1 rRNA gene is annotated in these 271 nt (G+C 53.9%); it reads right to left on the bottom strand.

Features of this window, described 5'->3' with window-relative positions:
- Window positions 1-271 (bottom strand): 23S ribosomal RNA (locus tag HP552_RS35965); the annotation flags it as partial.

The following is a 271-nucleotide window of genomic DNA, read 5'->3' on the forward strand; positions in this document are numbered from 1 at the left end:
CGGTACGGGCACCATCACCTGGCTAGAGGCTTTTCTTGGCAGTGTGAGATCATGACCTTCGCTACTGTAATTTTCACTCCCCATCACAGCTCAGCCTTACGATGTGCGGATTTGCCTACACATCAGCCTTACTGCTTGGACGGACATCCATCAGTCCGCGTCACTACCCTACTGCGTCCCCCCATTGCTCATAACGGCTTACGGTGGTACAGGAATTTCGACCTGTTGTCCTTCGACTACGCCTTTCGGCCTCGCCTTAGGTCCCGACTTA

This window comes from Paenibacillus xylanilyticus (assembly GCF_013359935.1).
GTDB lineage: Bacteria > Bacillota > Bacilli > Paenibacillales > Paenibacillaceae > Paenibacillus > Paenibacillus xylanilyticus.